Annotated in this window: 18 protein-coding genes; 6 read left to right on the top strand and 12 right to left on the bottom strand. The window is 48.8% G+C overall.

All coding sequences use genetic code 11. The annotated features are described in order from the left end of the window. Positions 1 to 177 precede the first annotated feature (177 nt). From AB5903_RS07990 to AB5903_RS07980, 3 genes are all read right to left on the bottom strand, one after another. Positions 178 to 1,920: a phospho-sugar mutase gene (locus AB5903_RS07990; protein WP_022104804.1), complete on the bottom strand. Its 1,743-nt coding sequence runs from the start codon at positions 1,918 to 1,920 to the stop codon at positions 178 to 180. Positions 1,921 to 2,000: 80 nt separating this feature from the next. Continuing rightward, positions 2,001 to 3,638 (bottom strand): C69 family dipeptidase, encoded by a 1,638-nt coding sequence (locus AB5903_RS07985; RefSeq protein ID WP_368117754.1) that lies wholly within the window; start codon positions 3,636 to 3,638, stop codon positions 2,001 to 2,003. A 51-nt stretch (positions 3,639 to 3,689) separates the two neighbouring features. Further along, positions 3,690 to 5,393, bottom strand: a complete 1,704-nt coding sequence (locus tag AB5903_RS07980; RefSeq protein WP_118207015.1) for a M23 family metallopeptidase — start codon at positions 5,391 to 5,393, stop codon at positions 3,690 to 3,692. 187 nt (positions 5,394 to 5,580) lie between these two features. On the opposite strand from AB5903_RS07980, the gene ald reads away from it, so the two are divergent. Continuing rightward, positions 5,581 to 6,687, top strand: coding sequence for an alanine dehydrogenase (ald, locus tag AB5903_RS07975; RefSeq protein WP_368117753.1), 1,107 nt, complete (start codon positions 5,581 to 5,583; stop codon positions 6,685 to 6,687). Between the two features lie 108 nt (positions 6,688 to 6,795). Here ald and AB5903_RS07970 read toward each other — a convergent pair whose 3' ends face one another. After that, positions 6,796 to 8,010, bottom strand: a complete 1,215-nt coding sequence (locus AB5903_RS07970) for an MFS transporter (RefSeq protein WP_368117752.1) — start codon at positions 8,008 to 8,010, stop codon at positions 6,796 to 6,798. A 236-nt stretch (positions 8,011 to 8,246) separates the two neighbouring features. Here AB5903_RS07970 and AB5903_RS07965 point away from each other — a divergent pair, with 236 nt between their 5' ends. From AB5903_RS07965 to gadC, 4 genes are all read left to right on the top strand, one after another. Further along, the gene (locus AB5903_RS07965; RefSeq protein ID WP_005653335.1) at positions 8,247 to 9,683 is read left to right on the top strand and encodes a glutamate decarboxylase; all 1,437 of its coding nucleotides are present in this window, start codon (positions 8,247 to 8,249) and stop codon (positions 9,681 to 9,683) included. A 118-nt stretch (positions 9,684 to 9,801) separates the two neighbouring features. Continuing rightward, entirely contained in the window at positions 9,802 to 10,767 is a 966-nt protein-coding gene (glsA, locus tag AB5903_RS07960) for a glutaminase A (protein ID WP_005653336.1), read from the top strand. 119 nt (positions 10,768 to 10,886) lie between these two features. Then, positions 10,887 to 11,624, top strand: a complete 738-nt coding sequence (locus tag AB5903_RS07955; protein ID WP_005653338.1) for a potassium channel family protein — start codon at positions 10,887 to 10,889, stop codon at positions 11,622 to 11,624. Between the two features lie 102 nt (positions 11,625 to 11,726). Further along, positions 11,727 to 13,343, top strand: coding sequence for a putative glutamine/gamma-aminobutyrate antiporter GadC (gadC, locus tag AB5903_RS07950; RefSeq protein ID WP_368117751.1), 1,617 nt, complete (start codon positions 11,727 to 11,729; stop codon positions 13,341 to 13,343). A gap of 100 nt (positions 13,344 to 13,443) precedes the next feature. On the opposite strand, the gene AB5903_RS07945 is transcribed toward gadC, so the two are convergent. The 7 genes from AB5903_RS07945 to AB5903_RS07915 form a co-directional block, all read right to left on the bottom strand. After that, positions 13,444 to 14,409 carry a nitronate monooxygenase family protein gene (locus AB5903_RS07945; RefSeq protein ID WP_005653342.1) on the bottom strand — a complete coding sequence of 322 codons (966 nt, stop codon included), beginning with the start codon at positions 14,407 to 14,409 and terminating at the stop codon, positions 13,444 to 13,446. A gap of 78 nt (positions 14,410 to 14,487) precedes the next feature. Continuing rightward, positions 14,488 to 15,159 carry a DUF4858 domain-containing protein gene (locus tag AB5903_RS07940; RefSeq protein ID WP_005653343.1) on the bottom strand — a complete coding sequence of 224 codons (672 nt, stop codon included), beginning with the start codon at positions 15,157 to 15,159 and terminating at the stop codon, positions 14,488 to 14,490. 38 nt (positions 15,160 to 15,197) lie between these two features. Continuing rightward, positions 15,198 to 15,743, bottom strand: coding sequence for a DUF4943 family protein (locus AB5903_RS07935; protein ID WP_005653345.1), 546 nt, complete (start codon positions 15,741 to 15,743; stop codon positions 15,198 to 15,200). Between the two features lie 19 nt (positions 15,744 to 15,762). After that, a complete protein-coding gene (locus AB5903_RS07930; protein ID WP_005653346.1) occupies positions 15,763 to 16,854 on the bottom strand; it encodes a hypothetical protein in 1,092 nt (363 codons plus the stop codon). Continuing rightward, a complete protein-coding gene (locus tag AB5903_RS07925; RefSeq protein WP_005653348.1) occupies positions 16,838 to 17,449 on the bottom strand; it encodes an RNA polymerase sigma factor in 612 nt (203 codons plus the stop codon). The genes AB5903_RS07930 and AB5903_RS07925 overlap by 17 nt, the downstream gene beginning before the upstream one ends. Before the next feature lie 171 nt (positions 17,450 to 17,620). Next, complete coding sequence (gene nadC / locus AB5903_RS07920) at positions 17,621 to 18,469, bottom strand: carboxylating nicotinate-nucleotide diphosphorylase (RefSeq protein ID WP_005653350.1); 849 nt, start codon at positions 18,467 to 18,469, stop codon at positions 17,621 to 17,623. Beyond that, entirely contained in the window at positions 18,462 to 18,854 is a 393-nt protein-coding gene (locus AB5903_RS07915; protein WP_005653352.1) for a DUF4783 domain-containing protein, read from the bottom strand. The genes nadC and AB5903_RS07915 overlap by 8 nt, the downstream gene beginning before the upstream one ends. 112 nt (positions 18,855 to 18,966) lie before the next feature. On the opposite strand from AB5903_RS07915, the gene rlmH reads away from it, so the two are divergent. Further along, on the top strand, positions 18,967 to 19,440 hold the full coding sequence (rlmH, locus tag AB5903_RS07910; protein WP_005653354.1) for a 23S rRNA (pseudouridine(1915)-N(3))-methyltransferase RlmH: 474 nt from the start codon (positions 18,967 to 18,969) through the stop codon (positions 19,438 to 19,440). A gap of 16 nt (positions 19,441 to 19,456) precedes the next feature. On the opposite strand, the gene AB5903_RS07905 is transcribed toward rlmH, so the two are convergent. After that, positions 19,457 to 19,804: a MarR family winged helix-turn-helix transcriptional regulator gene (locus tag AB5903_RS07905; RefSeq protein WP_005653356.1), complete on the bottom strand. Its 348-nt coding sequence runs from the start codon at positions 19,802 to 19,804 to the stop codon at positions 19,457 to 19,459. Positions 19,805 to 19,807 lie beyond the last annotated feature (3 nt).

The following is a 19,807-nucleotide window of genomic DNA, read 5'->3' as shown; positions in this document are numbered from 1 at the left end:
GTAGGCTGCTGTTGCATATAAGAACAGCATTTAATGGGAATTGATTTGCCAACCGGTATAAAGAATATAAAAGAAACTTAATACATTCCGGCTTATCATCTGCCCGCACTGCAAAAACAAAAGGTGCAAGCAGCTTCCTGCCACTTGCACCTTTCCATATATGAAAATCAAACAGTCTTAGATACCGAGTGATTTGCGCACTGCCTCCACTTTCTTTTCAGCCTCGGCATTTGCGCTGGCATAGCACTTAGGACATCCCATTTCGCCTTTCACCTCGATATAGAACTTAATCTTCGGTTCCGTACCCGAGGGACGAACGGAAATCTTCGTACCGTCTTCCGTAAAGTACTGAAGCACATTGGATGTTTCGGGCATATCCAAAGCGGTTACATTGCCTTTGGCATCGGTAGCCTTCAGCGTCTTGTAGTCCTTAGTCAAAGAAACGGCAGAGCCACCGATTTCTTTCGGCGGATTGGCGCGGAAGTTATCCATCATAGCCTTGATTTCATCGGCGCCGCTCTTACCCGGCTTCACTACGTTGACGGTAGTTTCTTTGGAGAAACCGTACTCTACGTAGATGTCCATCAGGATGTCATACAGCGTCTTGCCCTGGTCTTTGGCCCATGCACAGATTTCCGCCAACAATGAACAAGCGGAAACGGCATCTTTATCGCGAACGAAGTCTTCGGCAAGGAAGCCGTAGCTTTCTTCACCGCCGCCGATGTATTGTTGCTTGCCTTCGCGCAGACGGATTTCACGTGCAATCCATTTGAAACCGGTATAGCAGTCGAGCATCTCAATCTTGTTCTTATCGGCAACGGCCTTGATAAGTTCGGTAGTCACAATGGTCTTTACGATAAAGTCCGTAGGCTGCATCTTGCCGGTTGCGATACGGTTCTTGATAATATAGTACAGGAAGAGCAGGCAGGTCTGGTTACCGTTAATCAGCACCCATTCGCCCTTGTCGTCCTTGCAAGCCATACCTACGCGGTCGGCATCCGGGTCGCTTGCCATCACGATGTCGGCGTCTATCTTCTTGGCAAGTTCAATTGCCATGGAAAGCGCTTCCGCGTTTTCGGGATTCGGAGAAACCACTGTCGGGAAGTCACCGCTCTTCACCATCTGTTCGGGCACGCAGTGTACATTCTCAAAGCCCCATTCTTTCAGAGAAGCGGGAATGAGCGTTCTGCCCGCGCCGTGAAGCGGAGTATAAACGATGCTGAGGTCTTTCTGACGCTTGATTACTTCCGGATCGATAGAAAGGGTATGAACCTTGTCCAGATATACCTTGTCTACATCTTCACCGATAATCTGAATCAAATCTTTGTTGCCTTTGAACTTGATATCCTCAACGGTTACCTTGTTTACTTCATCGATAATGGCTGTGTCGTGCGGAGCAAGTACCTGTGCACCGTCATCCCAATAAGCCTTGTAGCCGTTGTATTCTTTCGGGTTGTGGCTTGCAGTCAGATTGATACCGCTTTGGCAACCGAGGTGGCGGATAGCGAAGGAAACTTCCGGAGTAGGACGCAAATCCTCGAAGAGATAAACCTTGATACCGTTTGCCGAGAAAATATCGGCAGAGATTTCGGCGAACTTGCGGCTGTTGTTACGGCAGTCGTGACCCACCACAACGGAGATTTGCCCTTTGTCCTTGAAGCATTTGTTCAGATAGTTTGCCAATCCCTGGGTAGCCGCACCTACCGTATAGATATTCATGCGGTTGCTGCCTGCACCCATGATGCCGCGCAAACCGCCCGTTCCGAATTCCAGGTCTTTATAAAAGCACTCTATCAGTTCGGTTTTATCTGGATTTTCCAACATTCGTTTCACTTCAGCCTGAGTTTCGGCATCGTATGCCGGGGTAAGCCATTTTTCGGCTTTCTCAGTCACCTGTTTAATCAACTCTTGATTTTCCATAAGACTTTTTTTATATTAAAGGTTAATACTTCATTTTCTGTTCTGTCACAAATGTAAAAGAATAAGTTTGAATATCCTAATCAATCGGGCATTTTATAGCGGTCGCCCGTTTGTTTTACATATTCTTCCAGAAATTCCTTCGGATAACCCGGACGTTCCACGCCGGCAGGCTGGCCTATGGCATTGCGCTCAAACTTTCCGTCTTTCATCTTGCGGACAACTCCGTCGTTGTATTTCACGATGATGAACTCGCCCAAACGTTTCCAGGTGTCGAAAGTACTCTGCGCCGTCATATTGGTATAGTTTGTCAGGAATGTTTTCGCTTTGGCAGGGTCTTTCTCCAAAAGTTTGGCGGCGGCAGACTCGATACCTTCCTGCGCATCGTTGAAAGTGTTTTCGAGTTCGGCCTGCGTGGCACGCACATCGCCGATCATAAGGTCGTAACGGGGATATACCATGTTGGCAACCCAGTTGAAAATCCAGAAAGAAGAGTTCCAGGAGAATGTGATGTAGTCCGCACCGTCTGCACGCGAATAGCATACGGGAACCTTATCCGTACAGCAGTATACGGGAGTGAACACGGTCATGTTGGCATCGTCCGTACCGAACCACAGTACGCCGCCTATGGCATCGGGCAAGGTGGAACGCATCTGCGCCACGAACACGAAACCGCTCTGCTGGGTGGAAATGGGGCGTTCGTTGAAATATTCCTTGTCGCCTACCTTGAAGGAAAGGGGTGAAAGGCGGTAAGGGGTGTGATACGGTCCGGCGCCGAAATCTTTGCTGATGTCGAGAGGAGTACCTTCGTAATGGTCGCGCATGGCATTCTTTACATCCTGTACGGAGATTTTACGGTCGGGCTTCACGAAAAGCGGCATCGGTGTATCGGTATCGCCTAATATATAAGGTAAGAACTCGTTGCCTCGGGCGGTAAACATATTGAAATAGCTCCATACGCGGGCTTCACAATAACGGCGAGCGCCAAAATCGAGCGGCGCATAGGCCTTAGCGAAGCTGAAGTCCTTGTTTACTCCGTCGAAATAACCTTTCTCGCGGGCAAAGGAAATGACATCGAGAGAGTACATGCAGTTGTTCTTGTCGTTCATATCGAACTGGTGGATACGGCTTTGGTTGGCATGTGCGGAGATGCAATCATCGGGCACGCGGACAGCCACCCACACAGCGCCACGCACACCGGGACCCTTGCCTATCATCTCCATAATCCAGATTTCGTTGGGGTCGGCAATCGTGAAAGACTCGCCGCTGCTGTAATAACCGTATTCCTGTACGAGTTCCGTCATTACCTTGATGGCTTCGCGGGCGGTACGGGAACGTTGCAGACCGAGATAAATCAGACTTCCGTAATCGATGATGCCGGTAGTATCCACCAGTTCGGGACGGCCGCCGAAGGTTGTCTCGCCGATAGTAAGCTGGAATTCATTCATATTACCGATGACGTTGTAGGTCTGGCGCGCCTGTTCTATCCGGCCGAGGTACTTGCCGGTGTCCCACTCGTGCACATCAATCCATGCACCCTTTTTGTGCATGCCTGCGGGATAATGGTATAACTCGCCGAACAATCCATAGGAGTCGGCAGAATAGGAAACAATTGTAGAACCGTCTGCAGAGGCGTTTTTACCCACAATGAGGTTGGTACAGGCAAATGCGTTTACCACAGTTGCCACCGCTAATGCGACGGAGAGAGTTAATTTTTTCATACTTCTGTTATTATATGGTTTGTTTGATAATGCAATGTCACAGGTGAAAAGTTACCATACAAAATGAAACTCTTCGGTAGTCCGGTTGCCACGGCCGTCGGTTACGGTCATTTCCACAGTGTGCCTGCCACCTTTCTTTACATGCTTCGGGTCGAGTTCGCAGACCAGATTGCCGCTGATGGAATTGGGCTTGCCGAACAGAGCGTATTTCCCGTCTATCGTTCCGCGGTAACTGTTTATTCCGGTTTCTTTATCCTTGGCCTTGAGGGTGATGCGCCCCGTACGCCCCCACTGTCCGGGGTTGAGCGGAATTATCTCCGGCGGCACGGTATCTACCGCTACCGTATAAGTGCCCAGGTCGCGGATACGGACTTTCATGAAACCGTCCTCGTAAGTGCCGCCTATACTGTATTTTCCGCCCCGCGCCGTAACGCCGGCTACATAATACTTCGATTTATCTTCCAGACGGTCGCGCCGCAAGCCGATGCGCATCTCGCACGCTCCGTGCAGAGGGACACGCTTATTGTGCAGCTGATAAGTAAAAGCCACATCCCCGCTATCGGCACGTACGGAATAGTCCAGCCAAACGTCATCGTACAACATTCCACGCGGTACAACCAATTCCAGGCCGGGTTCCTGCAGATAGTTGGTCCTGTCCCACTTGAAAGCATACTTCTCGCGATGTTCCACAGGGTGAATTTCGGTGTTCTTCCCTTGTACGGTGAAACGGACTTTCGAGGTGTTGCCTAACGCATCACTTAGCGTATATACAAATCGGTAAGGACGCTCTTCGTTGATTTCCACCAGTCCCCGATTGCCGTTGGAAGCATGCAGCATGCGCAGACGGTTGCCGGGTTCGATGAACGACTTCATGTACTGTCCGTGCGTCCATGAATTGATATAGCGGTTTTCTTCGTAAGCAAAGCGGTCTACCACACTGCGGAACACCTCTTCACCATCCACTTCGAGAATAACGGTATGCACGCCGTAGCGGTTGCCCACTCCGTCCATATAGTCATAGGCACGGATTCCTGCACCTATCAGTCCCCAGGCAGTAATAGGCTGGGTAGGATTTACAGGGAAAGTCCGGTGTATCTGCTTTCCGTTCACCACGCCTTTGCCCGGTTGGGGAAACAAAATGATGCCTTCGGCACGGGGAGCGATATTGTCCTTCACCTTCTCCATAAAAAAAGGCAGCGGGTCAACATAATCTCCTGTTGCCGACTCAATCATATCCAGATGCAGGTGAGGGCCGAAAGAGTAACCCGTGTTGCCGCTAAGGGCTATCACCTGCCCCGCCTTTACCGGATATTCCCCCGGTTCGGGGGTAATCTCCACTTCCCAGCTTTCCTGTTCATACTGCAAGTCTTTCACCCTTCGGGCTATATCGCCCACAAATGCGCTGAGGTGTCGGTTGATAGTGGAATAACCGTTATCGTAGTCCACATCGAGCACATATCCCGAACCGTGCGTCACACGGATGCGCGAGATATGCCCGTCTGCCAAAGCATGTACAGGCTTGCCTATGGCTCCGCCGGTCTTGAAGTCCAACCCGCCGTGAAAGTGATTGGAGCGTATCTCGCCGAAGTTACCGGAAAAGACAATCGGAAAATCGAAAGGGGGCGTGAAAGATGCCTGCTGTATGTCCGGTCCGGTTTCCACCTCGGACGCTTCTTGCGCATATCCACCTTGTATGCTGCCTGCAAAAAACAAAAAAGAGAAAAGTATCGGGTATTTTATATTCTTACAGTTCATATCCTATTTTTTAATGCATGCAAATATAAAAAGAATAGTTCTCTCCGCCTAACCAAAAAAGAATAATCCTGCCGTCACACACGAGAAAAAAGCAGGCGTTTTCTGTTGTAAAACACGCTGTGCAAAATGACAATGAGAAAGATAAATCACTATCTTGCAACATGTTTAACCATTAACAGATGACATTATGATTATCGGAGTACCCAAAGAAATCAAAAACAACGAGAACCGTGTAGGAATGACCCCTGCCGGAGTAGCCGAGTTGGTGAAGAAAGGTCATACGGTGTATGTGCAGGCAACGGCCGGCGCAAACAGCGGGTTCTCTGACGATGATTACATCGCCGTAAGTGCGCAAATCCTACCTGCCATTGAAGACGTTTATGCCATAGCCGACATGATTGTCAAAGTGAAGGAGCCTATTGCACCTGAGTACAAACTGATTAAAAAGGGACAAGTGGTATTTACCTATTTCCACTTTGCAGCCGATAAATTACTGACCGAAGCCATGATTGAGAGCGGTGCCGTATGTATCGCCTATGAAACCGTAGAGAAGGATGACCATTCCTTGCCACTGCTTACTCCCATGAGTGAAGTGGCAGGACGTATGGCTACCCAGGTGGGAGCCCGCTTTCTGGAAAAGCCGCAAGGCGGAAAGGGCAAGCTAATGGGTGGCGTACCGGGTGTCCGCCCTGCGCGTGTGCTTATTTTAGGAGGTGGCGTAGTCGGTACCAATGCCGCACAAATGGCTGCGGGAATGGGTGCGGAAGTGATGATTACGGATGTCAACCTGACGCGTCTGCGTTATCTCAGCGAAGTATTGCCCAAGAATGTAAAAACACTCTATTCCTCGCTTCACAATATTAAAATGGAACTGCCTACCGTGGATTTGGTGATAGGTTCGGTACTTATCCCCGGCGATAAAGCACCGCATCTGATTACGAGGGAGATGCTGAAAATGATGAAGCCCGGAACCGTACTTGTGGATGTCGCCATCGACCAGGGCGGTTGTTTTGAAACGTCCCATCCCACTACCCACAGCGAACCAACGTATGTCGTGGATGGCATTGTGCACTATGCGGTGGCCAATATTCCCGGTGCCGTACCGTTTACTTCCACTATGGCATTGACAAATGCAACGCTGCCTTATACCGTGGCATTAGCTTGCAAAGGTTGGAAACAGGCTTGTAAAGATGATCCGGCATTGGCATTGGGACTGAATGTGGTAGAAGGGAAAGTGACGTATAAGGCAGTGGCAGATGTCTTCGGAATGAGGTATGAGGAGATAGAACTATAAGTGGTTAGGAGTTAGTGATAAGTGATTAGCGATTAGTGATTAGGGGGTAGTGATGAATTATGATTCAGCATAACTTATAACTTATCACTCATCGCTAATCACTAATCACTAATCGCTAAACAGGAATTCTTCTTTCTTTGCATACGCCCAATGCATAATCAATATTGTTATGCACAGATTGAAGATAAACGGAAATTCTTGCGAGCCGGTATGGAATATCCATTGGAAAAAGTCTGTGATGAAAGGAGAAAGCAGTATGGCAAGATAATTCATCACCATTACAAAGGCAAGGGCAAGCGTTGTCTTCTGAGGGATAGCAGTATCAACTGTCTTATCGTAAATCAGAGGCTGGATGATGCCATAGCCCAAACCTACTAAAATACATCCCGGCACGATGAGCCATTCCGTAGGCGAAATCCATATCAACAGTAATCCGATGGCAATAGCCAAAAGGCTGTAAAGTTTTGTTTTATTCCCCAAAAGCTTCACCAAACTATCCAACATAAATCCGGGAGCCATAATGGCAAGGAAAAACAGAGAAATCATCAGCCCGGAATTACCGCTTGAAAAGTGATGCGCTTCCATCAAGAAAGGCAAGTTAAAAGTAACCGCAAGAACTACATAAGTAACCAACCCATAGAATAACATTAACTGAACAAGATGGCATATGTGTATGCCATATTTACCGGAAATTACAGGCGTAGATTGAATGGGAGGAATGATAGCCGCCGCCTGCTTGATTGTTACCGAAGCCGCATCCTTCTTTAAATAAGCCGAAAGAACTAAAGAAATCAACGGCAACAGATAAACGGCAAAAGGCAAACGCCAGTGCACCTCTGCCAGATACCCCGTTACAGCCGTAGCCACCACCAGCGTCATATTGGTTATGGCAGAGCTATAGCCAAACTGCCTGACGCGATACTCTCCCGTAAAATACCGTGAAATCAATCCTGTAGAAAGCGGAATAATCAATCCTGCCCCGATACCGAGCAAAGCGCTGACAGCCATTAGCTGCCACATCCTGGAAGAAAACAAATAAAGTAGACCGCTCGCTGCAAACAGCCAAAGCCCCACCCGCAGCAAACGGATAAAATCGCGTTTCTCCGCCAATTTACCTGCCAATAGTACAAAAGGGATAATCAGCAAGGAAGGCAAAGAAGTCAACATCTGTATATCCAACTCCGTGGCATGGGGAAAAATCGTAGAAAGTTCTCCCAAAATAGGCGAAACAGCCAAGCCCGGCAATGAGGTCAGTGCAGAAACAGACCAGATACCTATAAGCGTAATAAGAGGAATGGTTCCTTGTCCGGTATTAATCTTCATAATTTAAAAAGCGGATTAGTTAGTGGAAGGACAACAAGCGATGCAACAGAATGTTCGGATAGAATAAGCGATAATTAAAAAGCAACAGCCGGTAGAGCGCCAGGATTTCCGCCCCGCCCTTTTAATAAACGCCAAATAATGTAAAACGGCGGAACTTTCTTTCGCGGGGGTCGTTGTTGTGGAAAATTCGACGGGGAAAGTCCCCGCCGCCTAAACCTTTAAAAACTTACAGTTATATGGAAGATTTGAATTTCAGAAAAGGAGATGCCAAGACAGATGTATTCGGCTCAAACCGTATGTTGCAACCCTCACCGGTAGAAAAAATACCAGACGGACCTACTACTCCCGAAATCGCTTACCAGATGGTGAAGGATGAGACCTTCGCCCAAACACAGCCCCGTCTGAACCTGGCTACATTCGTCACCACCTATATGGACGAATACGCAACCAAGCTGATGAACGAAGCCATCAACATCAACTACATCGACGAAACCGAGTATCCCCGCATCGCCGTAATGAACGGTAAATGTATCAACATCGTCGCCAACTTGTGGAACTCTCCGGAAAAAGATACCTGGAAAACAGGCGCGCTCGCCATCGGTTCTTCCGAAGCGTGTATGCTGGGCGGTGTAGCTGCATGGCTGCGCTGGCGCAAGAAACGTCAGGCGCAAGGCAAACCGTTCGATAAGCCGAACTTCGTTATCTCCACCGGTTTCCAGGTGGTATGGGAAAAGTTTGCCCAACTGTGGCAGATTGAAATGCGCGAAGTGCCCCTGACTCTTGACAAAACCACACTCGACCCTGAAGAAGCCCTGAAAATGTGTGACGAGAACACCATCTGTATCGTACCTATCCAGGGGGTTACATGGACAGGACTGAATGACGATGTTGAAGCGCTCGACAAAGCGCTCGACGCATACAATGCCAAGACCGGCTACGACATTCCCATCCACGTAGACGCTGCCAGCGGCGGTTTCATCCTCCCGTTCCTGTATCCGGAGAAAAAGTGGGACTTCCGTTTGAAATGGGTGCTTTCCATCAGTGTCAGCGGTCACAAGTTCGGCTTGGTCTATCCGGGTCTGGGCTGGGTTTGCTGGAAAGGCAAAGAGTATCTGCCCGAAGAGATGTCATTCAGCGTAAATTATCTCGGCGCCAATATCACGCAAGTCGGTTTGAACTTCTCCCGTCCTGCCGCACAGATTTTAGGACAGTATTACCAGTTTATCCGCTTAGGATTCCAGGGGTACAAAGAAGTACAGTACAATTCGCTCACAATCGCCAAGTATATCCACGACGAAATCGGAAAAATGGCTCCGTTCGTGAATTATTCCGATGAAGTAGTGAACCCGTTGTTCATCTGGTACTTGAAACCGGAGTATGCAAAGACCGCCAAATGGACCCTGTATGACTTGCAGGATAAACTCTCGCAACAAGGCTGGATGGTTCCTGCCTATACACTGCCTTCCAAACTGGAAGATTACGTAGTAATGCGTGTCGTTGTCCGCCAGGGATTTAGCCGCGACATGGCAGATATGCTGCTGGGCGACATCAAAAACGCCATTGTCGAACTGGAGAAACTGGATTACCCCACTCCCACCCGTATGGCACAGGATAAGAATCTGCCGGTAGAAAGCAAAATCTTCAATCACGGCGGAAGACACCACAAAAAATAATAAAGCAAGAATCAGCTTACCGCTTATACATTAAACCATGTATCGGATAAGGCTTTAGGAGATTGAAACTCCAGTCTCCTATTCCTTATTCCATATAAACTCTCTCTATATATAGATTATGGAAAAGAAAATATCAATCTCTCAAATCAAGGAAGTTGCCCTGGAAGCCTACAATGAGGTGAAAGAACAAACCGGCGGCAAGAATGCGGATTATATTCCGTACCTTGCCAACATAGACTCCAAGCTGTTCGGCCTCAGCATCTGCCTGATGAACGGACAAACCATCAATATCGGAGATACGGACTACCGCTTCGGCATAGAATCCGTTTCAAAAGTGCATACCGCCATACTTATCCTGCGCCAATACGGTGCACAGAAAGTGCTGGATATGATTGGCGCCGATGCAACAGGACTGCCGTTCAACTCTATCATTGCCATTTTGCTGGAAAACGACCATCCCTCTACACCGTTGGTAAATGCAGGCGCTATCTCCGCTTGCTCCATGGTACAGCCGGTGGGCAATCCGGACAAGAAGTGGGATGCCATTGTACAGAATATCACAGAACTGTGCGGCTCCGCTCCGCAACTCATCGACGAACTGTACAAATCGGAAACGGCTACGAACTTCAACAACCGCTCCATTGCCTGGTTATTGAAGAATTACAACCGTATCTACGACGATCCGGATGTGGCGCTCGACCTTTATACCCGCCAATGCTCGCTGGGCATCACAGCCGAACAATTGGGCATTGCAGCCGGAACGATTGCCAACAACGGCGTCAATCCCGTTACCAGACAAAGCGTATTCGATGCGGGGCTCGCACCGAAAATCACTTCAATGATTTCTACCGTGGGCTTCTACGAGCATTCGGGCGACTGGATGTACACTGCCGGCATACCTGCCAAGAGCGGCGTAGGCGGTGGCGTAATGGCCGTATTGCCCGGTGTGATGGGCGTTTCCGCTTTCGCTCCACCGTTGGACGAAGCCGGTAACTCCGTCAAGGCGCAACTGGCCGTCAAGTTCATCATGAACAAGCTCGGCCTGGGCGTATTCAACGGCGACAATGTGACAATTACAGAATAATCTCTCGTACTCTTTTTTCCAAGGTTGCTCCGAAAACGTTACGGACGCTGAGGGGCAACCTCTTTAATGATGAATTACGGGTTGCCGACGGCAATTCCGTAACCAAACAGACCTTCATTATGAAAATGGCTCTATCGGAATTCGTTTTACGAAAGAAAGGGATATACGGCATATTGCATGTTATCATCCTGCTGCTTTCGCTGTTCCTGGTTATCAGCATCTCCATTGATACGTTCAAAGGCATCCCCTTCTACGAGCAATCGGTGTACATGGAAGTACAGCTATGGATTTGCGCATTGTTCCTGGCGGACTTTGTACTGGAATGGTTCCTGGCAACAGACAAGATGCGTTATGTAGCCACTCATTTCATCTTTCTGCTGGTAGCTATTCCTTATCAGAATATCATTGCCTATATGGGCTGGACTTTCTCACCCGAAGTCACCTATATGCTGCGTTTCATCCCATTGGTACGGGGCGGCTATGCCATGGCCATCGTGGTGGGATGGCTGACGTACAACCGCGCATCGGGCTTGTTCGTATCTTACCTGACAATGCTGCTGGCTACCGTCTATTTCTCAAGCCTTGCATTCTACGTCATGGAGCATGGGAGCAATCCTCTGGTAAAGGGGTATGGCGACGCCTTGTGGTGGGCGTTCATGGATGTAACTACGGTAGGCTCCAATATAATAGCGGTCACCGTCACAGGGCGGGTACTGTCCGTGCTGCTGGCAGCGCTGGGCATGATGATGTTCCCCATTTTCACAGTATACGTAACGAGCCTGGTAGAGCGGCGCAACAAGGAAAAGCAAGACTATTACAAAAAGATAGAACAGGAACCGGCAAAGAGCGCTCCTTAATTGTTAAAGCCGGGATTTTCCTCTACCCGCCGGGAACAACTGTTCCCAAGGGTTGTTATAAACGCTGATTTCGAATATATTTTTCACCAAAAACCTTAACTTATGGCAAATATTAAACAAACAGTGAAGCTGGGAGTGTTTACCCTGGCAATCATGAATGTGACGGCTGTAGTATCCCTGCGTGGACTGCCCGCCGAGGCCGTGTACGGAATGAGTTCGGCCTTCTATTATTTATTTGCAGCCATTGTCTTTCTTATCCCTACGTCACTCGTGGCTGCGGAACTGGCTGCAATGTTTCAAGACAAACAAGGCGGTGTGTTCCGCTGGGTGGGTGAAGCCTACGGAAAGAAACTCGGCTTCCTCGCTATCTGGGTGCAGTGGATTGAAAGTACAATCTGGTATCCTACGGTACTGACGTTCGGTGCTGTGTCCATCGCTTTCATCGGCATGAACGACGTACACGACATGTCGCTGGCAAACAACAAGTACTACACGCTGGCCGTGGTGCTCGTTATCTACTGGCTGGCAACTTTCATCTCCCTGAAAGGTATGAGCTGGGTAGGAAAGGTAGCCAAAGTCGGCGGTCTGGTAGGTACAATCATCCCTGCCGGATTACTGATTGTCCTCGGCATTATCTACCTTGCCACAGGCGGACATTCCAATATGGACTTCCACAGCAGCTTTTTCCCCGACCTGACGAACTTTGACAATGTGGTGCTTGCCGCAAGTATCTTCCTCTTTTATGCAGGTATGGAGATGGGCGGTATCCACGTGAAGGATGTAAACAATCCGTCCAAAAACTATCCGAAGGCTGTGTTTATCGGTGCACTGATTACGGTGCTTATCTTTGTGTTGGGCACATTCGCTCTGGGTGTCATTATTCCGGCCAAGGACATCAGCCTTACACAAAGTCTGCTGGTAGGTTTCGACAATTACTTCCGTTACATCCATGCTTCCTGGCTGTCGCCGGTTATAGCCGTTGCACTGGCGTTCGGCGTGCTGGCAGGTGTGCTGACATGGGTTGCCGGTCCGTCCAAAGGTATCTTTGCCGTGGGCAAGGCAGGTTATATGCCCCCGTTCTTCCAGAAAACAAACAAGCTGGGTGTACAAAAGAACATTCTGTTCGTACAGGGTGGCGCTGTAACCGTATTAAGTCTTCTGTTTGTGGTGATGCCTTCGGTACAGAGTTTCTACCAGATTCTTTCACAGTTGACGGTGGTCCTTTACCTCATCATGTATATGCTGATGTTCTCCGGAGCCATCGTATTGCGTTATAAGATGAAGAAACTGAACCGTCCGTTCCGTATCGGTAAAGGCGGTAACGGCCTGATGTGGCTTGTAGGCAGTCTCGGCTTCTGCGGCTCACTGCTTGCATTCGTACTGAGCTTCATCCCGCCCAGCCAGATTTCTACCGGCAGCAATACCGTATGGTTCTCCGTACTTATCATCGGCGCACTTATCGTGGTGATTGCTCCGTTCATCATCTACGCTTCCAAGAAGCCGAGCTGGGTTGACCCTAACAGCACTTTCGAACCGTTCCATTGGGAAGAACAACCGGCTGCACAAGTTGCAGACAAAACCGCCACGGCTACGGCAACTGCCGGAACAACCGCTTCGGCCACTGCAAACGAAAGCGTTGCGTCTCCCACGGGCAATGCTCCGTCAGCAAACAACAGCAACAACAGCGGTAAAGCTCCGAACATTCCCCCTAAAGGATAAAGGCAGGCTTGCTGTCATATAATTTTGCCTATAGTGGAAATCCGGTACAATGTACATCAAAAGGATTTTTCACTATAGGCAAAATCGTTTATATCAACTGTCAAACGTCCCAACGCTCGCAAACATTGGCGGCAAGCGTTTCGCATGCCCGCTGATAACCTGTTACCAGTTCGTCCATCACTTCTGCTACCGTCTGTATTCCTTTCTCATTGAGCAAGGCGGAAGCCTGACCTATTTCAAGTTCGCCCTCTTCAAGGTCTCCTTCAAAAATACCGCGTTTGGCACGTCCTTTAGACAAAAGGATACGTAAATCCTCCTCCGTAGCCCCGACAGCCTCAGCCGCCGCTACTGCCTGCTGAAAATTACCGCGGGCCAGACGTACCGGAGATAGTTTCTTCAATAATAAACGGGTATCCCCCTCTTTCAGATGCAGGCAATATTCTTTAAACACTTCGCTGGCTGAGCTTTCTTCGGTCAAAGCAAACCGCGTACCCACCTGAACACCCTCAGCCCCCAAAGCACGCATGGCAAGAATCGCCTCACCGGTAGCAATGCCGCCGGCAGCAATCAAAGGCAGTGAGGTAACTGCACGTACAGCAGGTATCAGGCAAAGCGTAGTTGTCTCTTCGCGCCCGTTATGCCCACCGGCTTCAAATCCTTCGGCCACAATGGCATCTACACCGGCAGCCTCGGCTTTCATGGCAAAACTCGATGACGAAACAACATGCACCACTGTAATGCCATGCTGCTTCAACCAACCGGTCCATGTCTTGGGGTTTCCGGCAGAAGTAAACACGATACGCACCCCCTCATCTACCACTATCTGCATGATTTCCTCTATCTGGGGATACATTAAAGGAATGTTCACTCCAAACGAATGATGCGTAGCCGCACGGCACTTCCGTATATGCTCACGTAATGTTTCGGGGTGCATGGAACCTGCTCCCAACAAGCCTAAGCCACCGGCATTACTTACTGCCGACGCCAACCGCCAGCCACTGCACCACACCATACCACCTTGGATGACGGGATATTTTATTCCAAACAAAGAAGTTATTCTATTCATTAATTTATCCTTTAAAGGTTTATTTTTATGAAAACAAGAAGCGGAGAAATAAAGTTCAATACTCAAAGCGGAATATCCCTATTTGATAATCGTCTCTTTACGACGGGCAGTTATGGAATCGCCGTAGGTTCTTAATACTTCCAAAGTACGTGCACGGCGTCTGGCAGCTTTCCTGTTCCAGAAATCTTTTGTAAAAGGACGCATGAAATCACCTGCAATGCCACCGCCGCCGACACTTCGCCAACTCCCCACTGCCATATTGTTGGCACGTTCGGTCACCATATAGCGCAAACCGGTAGCTTCTATCTGTTCGATACTCTCACGCGGCCCGGCATCCAACGGACGCTTTGCCCAGTCTGTATAGATTTTGAGTCTGGTCAGTTCGTAGAACGGATTGCCCCGCCATGTATTCTTGTTCACCGTAATCTTCTTCTGATAGACGGGATCCCAGTTGTATTTGGTGTTTGCGGTATAAGGCCGTAAGGTAAGCACTACCTTTTTCTCCGGCATCCGAGGCATTGCGGGTAAGGAAGCATCAAAGTCCATCCACGTCTTACTTACATCAGCCTTTGGAGAGCCCAAAGGAGCATCAACGCCCATTTCCTTCAATACATCCGGATTCAGCTTCATCTCTTCCCCGCCATTCAGCAACCGGTGCAGGCGCAAAGAGTCCTGCGGCGTCCACTCTTGAGCGTAAAGAGGAAAGGCTACCGCACAAAGCAACCCCAAAAAGAGAATAGAATACTTCACCCGATTGTTTTTTTATACCTTACACTTTATACCTAATCTCACCACCACATATAGCTGCTTCCGCAAAGCGGTTCGTCGTAGCAAGGGTCTATAGTCCACATGGTACGCGGATATTTCCGGCCTTCCCACCAACGACGGTAACGGGCGGCTGCATCGAGCACCTCCTCATCGGTCAGAAAGTAGATGCCTTCATAATTCTCGGCATCGGTATGCACCATCTTACACCCCATCGAAGCATTATGTCCCAAACGAATCGTTTCCACCGTCCACAGGATACATTCGCCTAACCGCAGTTTTCCGCCTGCCGAATAGGATACGGGAGCCAACGGAAAAGAAGGTATTACCGTCAAATCCTCGGCATACTTCAGGAGTTCTTCAATATCTTCTTTGGCAAATTTGGGAACATTACTCAGTCCTTCAGGACTTTGAGTAGAGTATTTGCCGGTTTTCAGTTGTTTTACAAACAAATCTACATCCGGATGATTGTAATCCAGCGATTCTTTACCGCAGGATGCAAGCATAAGGCAAGCTGCCATTGCAAGTATCAGATATCCGTATTTATATAGTTTACAGAGAGCATTCATTTCATTGTTGTATTTAAGGTTAATAAGTCATACGCACTCCACACAAAAGATTCAGGTTCGTAGGGCGTTCCGTCCGCAAGGTTCCGGTTTCGGAGTCCGTACCGAAATGGTGGGAAACCGAAGGCTCGGCAAACAAAGCAAACCGCTCATTCAATCTGTAACGCACCCCTACTCCTGCCGCTACTGACAGTTGAACGGGTTCCGCATTAAAGCCGTTATCCGCAGCGCCGGCAATGCACTTTTCGGCAGTTCCGCCTACAGTGGCATATAAATCGAGTTTGGGAGTACTTGCCAATGTCATATTCAATTTTACGGGAATCCCTAAAGTATGGAGCGTGCGGTCGGCATGCAAACGATTATACAGAATACCCGTTTCCAACGCGAACCGGCTGTTCAGACTACGTTCCACTGTAACGGCCGCCGTCAGCGGCATATTGTAGTCCCCTTTAGGAAGAGAGGTTCCAAGAGCTGCTTTCAACGCCCACTTACGCGATTTCCGGTATTTTAAAGGAGTAGTTGCCTGCTCTTCTTCCGCAGGAACAGCGGAAAAGGTGTCCGAAGCAGAACTTACCCGACCGGTGGCGTTCTGATAAGAACTGCCGGTTTGTGCAACGGCATTATTGTTGAAGTAACTGTCACCGGCCTGCTGCACCCGCTGCCTGATAGTGATGGAAAGCCGGACGGAAACGGACTCGCCCTCAGTTTCCGATTGGGCAGTCATGCCTGCGGGAATTCCATTGACAGGTTGTTTTGTACCGGAATTCCGTACCATCGGGGTTGCCTGATGGATAGATGGAAAAGATTCCTGCACCACATCTCCGTCCAGACTACCTTCCGGCGTCAAAGCAGCCACTTGCGTAAAAGCTTCCTTTATCTCCTCTTTCGGAGAGAAATACCAGAAAGCGGCCGAAGCGGCTCCCAGCACAAATATAACGGATGCGGCGGCTGCCACCCGATAATATTTAGGAGAAAGAACAGCCGCTCTCTTCCGGCCTGCAGCCGAAGATGCCGCGTCTTCCTGCAACTGCTCCCAAAAGCCATCGCGTACCGTCATCTCTGTACCGGACAGACGGCTGCGGAACAATCCGGTTATTTCATCTTTTTCTCTCATATTCAGTATATTCTTTAATTCTTTTTGCTAACATACACTTGGCACGGTGCAACTGCGAGGTAGACGAATGCTCCTTGATATGAAGCAGTTCCGCAATCTCCTTGTGCGACTTCTCCTCGAACACATACAAGTTGAACACGGTACGGCAGCCGTCGGGAAGTTCCGCCACGAACGCCATCAACACTTCCTCTGAAAGCCGGCTTCCGCTTTCGGCAATACTCGCTTCGTCCTGCACATCGGGAAGTTGTTCTTCGTTTACCACCAGTTGGCTGAAACGATGCTTCCGTCGCAGATAGTCGATAGCTTGTGTCACCATCACCCTCGTTACCCACGTGCCCAATGCACATTCACCGCGAAACGTGAAGCGGGTGAAGATTTTGATAAAGCCATCGTGCAAAACATCGTGCGCCGCATCCATATCGCCCGTATAACGGTAGCATACCGCCAGCATCTGCTTGGAATAGAGAGTGTAAAGTTCCTTTCGTGCGGAATCCTTTCCTGCCCGGCAGCCCTCTATCAGTTCTATCTCATTTTCCAATGTCAGTGCTCGTTTTACGGACGCCTCTTCGCGTCGTTTGTTAGTTAGACGCAGCATCCGGCAGAATGCTGCAATAGAATCTCTAAAAAGAAGTTAAAGAATAAGGTTATCCATATCTTTCCGTTTCATCATTTGCCCTTTATAACATAAGAAAAAAGCCTCTCACAGATCTGCCCTGACGGGCAGCATTCCCTATGAGAGGCTTTCTCCTGTATTATATCGCCTTTATCAGCAGGCTTTGAAGCTCATGTCCAATCCTTTTACGGAATGCGTCAAAGCACCTACCGAGATAAAGTCTACGCCGCATTCGGCATAGTCGCGCAGAGTGTCAAAGGTGATGCCGCCGGAAGATTCCGTTTCATAACGGCCTGCTACCATTTCTACGGCTTTCTTCGTCATTTCGGGTGTAAAGTTATCGAACATGATACGGTCTACGCCACCCAAATCGAGTACCTGTTGCAGTTCGTCGAAGTTGCGTACTTCAATTTCTATCTTGAGGTCCTTGCCCTTCTCCTTGCAATATTCCTTGGCACGGGTAATGGCCTTGTCGATACCGCCGGCGAAGTCAACATGATTGTCTTTCAGCAGAATCATGTCGAACAGACCGATTCGATGGTTTACGCCGCCACCTATCTTCACAGCCATCTTTTCCAGAATACGCATGCCCGGAGTCGTCTTACGGGTATCGAGCACACGGGTATTCGTACCTTTCAGCTTCTCGGCATACTTATGGGTCATGGTAGCGATGCCGCTCATACGCTGCATAATGTTCAGCATCAGGCGTTCGGTCTGCAACAAAGACTGCACCTTGCCTTCCACAACCATAGCCACGTCGCCCGGTTTCACTTCAGTACCGTCATTGATGAATACTTCCACTTTCATGGTGGGGTCGAAACGACGGAACACTTCTTTAGCTACCTCGATACCGGCAAGAATACCGGCTTCTTTAATCAAAAGCTTGGATTTGCCCATTGCCGTAGCAGGAATGCACGAAAGGGTGGTATGGTCACCATCGCCTATATCTTCGGCAAAGGCCAGGTCAATCAGCCTGTCAATCAATTCTTCTTCCTTATTCATTTGTCTTATCTATTCTTATTTGGTGTATCACATATTTGCCTGCCACTTTTCTAAAGAAACAATTCACCCGGAAGTTTCCGTTCGCGGTTGTCAACGTACCGACTATGAAACTCGACTCATTGCGCTTTCCCTGGTGATTCACCGTAAAACCGCTCACCCGATTACCTGAAAAGAAAGATGCCATCTTTTTCTCTGCCGCTTGATTGTCGACATTGATTGAACGACTCTCCAGAATCAGTTCCACTTTATCACTCAGATACCCGTTCAGTTCCTGAGAATTTCCTTTTTTAAAGGCGGCGACCACTCCTGCCGGTACGTCTTGTGCCATAAGCGAAACTGTCCAGACAAAGAAGCAGAGCCATAATATTACTACTCGTTTATTCATTTTCACAAGTATTAATGATAGGCAAAGGTAAGCAAATCTTATAAATAACAAGAAAAGAAAAGCGACATTCTCACAGGAAAGGATTATTTTTGCACGAAAATCAGTAATTCATATGAAAATGACCTTGCTCGTCGTAGGACGAACCGTAGAACAGCACTTTATTACAGCCATCAATGACTACATACAGCGCACGCGACGCTATCTCTCGTTCGATATGGAAGTTATCCCGGAACTGAAAAATACCAAAAGCCTCTCCGCAGACGTACAAAAAGAAAAAGAAGGCGAACTGATACTGAAAGCGCTCCAACCGGGCGATGTGGTGGTGCTACTGGATGAGGGCGGAAAAGAAATGCGCTCCATAGAGTTCGCAGACTATATGAAGCGCAAGATGAACACCGTAAACAAACGGCTGGTTTTTATTATTGGCGGCCCTTACGGCTTCTCACCCAAAGTCTATGAAGCGGCACACGAAAAGCTGTCTCTTTCGCGCATGACCTTTTCGCATCAGATGATAAGACTTATTTTTGTGGAGCAGTTATACCGTGCCATGACCATACTGAACGGCGGGCCGTATCACCATGAATAAACCGGAAAGCCTCTCTCTAAACAATCTCCTGCAATAGGGCCGGAATTTCGGGAGTGCTGTTTTTTATAACCGTAATACGGCTCTTCCCTTCCGGCGTCAGTGCAAAGTGCATCTGACGCTTATCCGTTTTTCCCACCAGTCGGGTAATCAGCTTCTTGTCCTCTACCGAGCGGATTACCTTGGAAGTATTGGAAGCTGACAGTCCGAGCGCTTCCGCTATCTCGCTGGAGGTGAGTTTGGGCGTATTGAGCAGGGTACACAACAGCATACCCTCATTCAACGACAAGTCAAACTCCTGCATGAATTTTACTTCAAACTCGGCTATCGCCCGGTAAATATCGCGGATTCTACATAAAGTTTCCATTAT

The sequence above is a fragment of the Bacteroides sp. 2201st1_D9_2201SCRN_220225 genome, from assembly GCF_040928965.1.
Classification (GTDB): Bacteria; Bacteroidota; Bacteroidia; order Bacteroidales; family Bacteroidaceae; genus Bacteroides; species Bacteroides stercoris.
The sequence above is the reverse complement of the archived record's forward strand: the minus strand, read 5'-3'. Positions and strand labels throughout refer to the sequence as shown.

Excerpts from the sequence above, each read along its gene's own strand:
- AB5903_RS07955 (WP_005653338.1), top strand. The coding sequence starts at position 10,887 with ATGAAAATGGCTCTATCGGAATTCGTTTTACGAAAGAAAGGGATATAC.
- AB5903_RS07935 (WP_005653345.1), bottom strand. The coding sequence starts at position 15,743 with ATGAATGCTCTCTGTAAACTATATAAATACGGATATCTGATACTTGCA.
- ald (WP_368117753.1), top strand. The coding sequence starts at position 5,581 with ATGATTATCGGAGTACCCAAAGAAATCAAAAACAACGAGAACCGTGTA.
- AB5903_RS07970 (WP_368117752.1), bottom strand. The coding sequence starts at position 8,010 with ATGAAGATTAATACCGGACAAGGAACCATTCCTCTTATTACGCTTATA.
- gadC (WP_368117751.1), top strand. The coding sequence starts at position 11,727 with ATGGCAAATATTAAACAAACAGTGAAGCTGGGAGTGTTTACCCTGGCA.
- rlmH (WP_005653354.1), top strand. The coding sequence starts at position 18,967 with ATGAAAATGACCTTGCTCGTCGTAGGACGAACCGTAGAACAGCACTTT.
- nadC (WP_005653350.1), bottom strand. The coding sequence starts at position 18,469 with ATGAATAAGGAAGAAGAATTGATTGACAGGCTGATTGACCTGGCCTTT.
- AB5903_RS07990 (WP_022104804.1), bottom strand. The coding sequence starts at position 1,920 with ATGGAAAATCAAGAGTTGATTAAACAGGTGACTGAGAAAGCCGAAAAA.
- AB5903_RS07930 (WP_005653346.1), bottom strand. The coding sequence starts at position 16,854 with ATGAGAGAAAAAGATGAAATAACCGGATTGTTCCGCAGCCGTCTGTCC.
- AB5903_RS07915 (WP_005653352.1), bottom strand. The coding sequence starts at position 18,854 with ATGAATAAACGAGTAGTAATATTATGGCTCTGCTTCTTTGTCTGGACA.
- AB5903_RS07980 (WP_118207015.1), bottom strand. The coding sequence starts at position 5,393 with ATGAACTGTAAGAATATAAAATACCCGATACTTTTCTCTTTTTTGTTT.
- glsA (WP_005653336.1), top strand. The coding sequence starts at position 9,802 with ATGGAAAAGAAAATATCAATCTCTCAAATCAAGGAAGTTGCCCTGGAA.
- AB5903_RS07925 (WP_005653348.1), bottom strand. The coding sequence starts at position 17,449 with ATGCTGCGTCTAACTAACAAACGACGCGAAGAGGCGTCCGTAAAACGA.
- AB5903_RS07905 (WP_005653356.1), bottom strand. The coding sequence starts at position 19,804 with ATGGAAACTTTATGTAGAATCCGCGATATTTACCGGGCGATAGCCGAG.
- AB5903_RS07965 (WP_005653335.1), top strand. The coding sequence starts at position 8,247 with ATGGAAGATTTGAATTTCAGAAAAGGAGATGCCAAGACAGATGTATTC.
- AB5903_RS07985 (WP_368117754.1), bottom strand. The coding sequence starts at position 3,638 with ATGAAAAAATTAACTCTCTCCGTCGCATTAGCGGTGGCAACTGTGGTA.
- AB5903_RS07945 (WP_005653342.1), bottom strand. The coding sequence starts at position 14,409 with ATGAATAGAATAACTTCTTTGTTTGGAATAAAATATCCCGTCATCCAA.